The organism is Vibrio sp. 10N.222.55.C6 (assembly GCF_041473395.1).
GTDB lineage: Bacteria > Pseudomonadota > Gammaproteobacteria > Enterobacterales > Vibrionaceae > Vibrio > Vibrio crassostreae_C.
In genome coordinates, this window is sequence record NZ_JBFRSD010000546.1 from 1 (window position 1) to 1,334 (window position 1,334).

A 1,334-nucleotide genomic window follows, 5' to 3' on the forward strand; every position below is an offset into this window, starting at 1 on the left:
CACTGATAATGTCGGACAGGCCTATCGCGTTTACCAGAAACAATCTAATGGCCTTTGGGTTGCTACCTCATTTGATGAGTGGGGAACACAAGCTGTTGTGGATCTACCACAACAGGTAGAGGATGCCCGTGTTGCTGGCACAGAGTTGGAGCTTATTGATGACCAAATCATTCCAGGCCTGAGCCGATACGCTACGCTGTTACCTACAAGCAGCTTCCAATACGATGACAATGGGCCAATTCAATGGCACGTTGTAACGCAAGACTACCTATTGACTTCTACGGGTATTCCAACACTGGTTACATTGAACCTTGGTGATAGTGGTGTGGTTCCTGGTTCGTTCACCGGAGTGAATGACGTTGATATGGTGCTTATGGTCCCGGATGTTGAGAATCCTTGGCCTTGGCACAATGCTTACTATCGCAGGGGCATAGACACTTGGAGCATGGACCTAACGGAGGAAGCGTTTAGTTGGCATAACAGTCTAGGAGTGTTCTTCTTAGACGAGACAGCTGCGCAAGATTATCTTGCAGAGTTTTTAAATCAAGATAGCGACGACGATGGCTTTAAAGACTACGAGGATGCTTTCCCTAATGATCCAAATGAATGGGATGATAGTGATGGTGACTATGTTGGCGACAATAGCGATGCCTTCCCTTATGACTCATTAGAGTGGGCGGATTCTGATAGTGATGGTTTAGGCGATAACCATGAGAATGCAACCGAAGGTTTAGATCCGAATAATGCTGATTCAGATGAAGACGGCGTTTATGACGGTGAAGACCTTTATCCAACCGACCCAAATAAGTGGACTATTACCGCCCAAGAGTTTGCGGAGCAAGAGGGGACTCTTTACGGATTCTTCAGCGATTGGAGCGAACTATCGTTCGTAGATATTCTGTTTAAAGAAACCTTGAGTTATGGCGGTGATACGTTAACCCTTACGGAACTCATACAGTACCGTGGTGATCAATCCTTTATCCAGCTACCACTTGAAGCTGAGGGGGACGTACAGCTCACTGAAAACGGCTGGCAAACTCCGGTAGGTTATACGATAGACTTCTCTGGAGAGCAACTTATTGCCTATCCAGAAGACAATTCCAGTTTCTATTATTCAGTAGAATCAGAAGTGGTAAACCTATCGGGTATGGCATTGTATGAAGTCTACTTTGAGTGGTTCGACTTCATGGAAGAGGCGAGGTTCGCTGAAGGCTCACAAGCGGTAATGTTTACCTTCTCTCCAGCCGTAAACCAGTACTTCCTATGGGAGGGTGGTAGTCCGTACGTGAGGTTCTCTGACGTCGGTTATGATACGGATGGTAGCTCTATTACAA

1 pseudogene is annotated in these 1,334 nt (G+C 46.3%); it reads left to right on the forward strand.

Features of this window, described 5'->3' with window-relative positions:
• Window positions 1–1,334: pseudogene (locus AB4486_RS25015) on the forward strand (hypothetical protein); the annotation flags it as partial.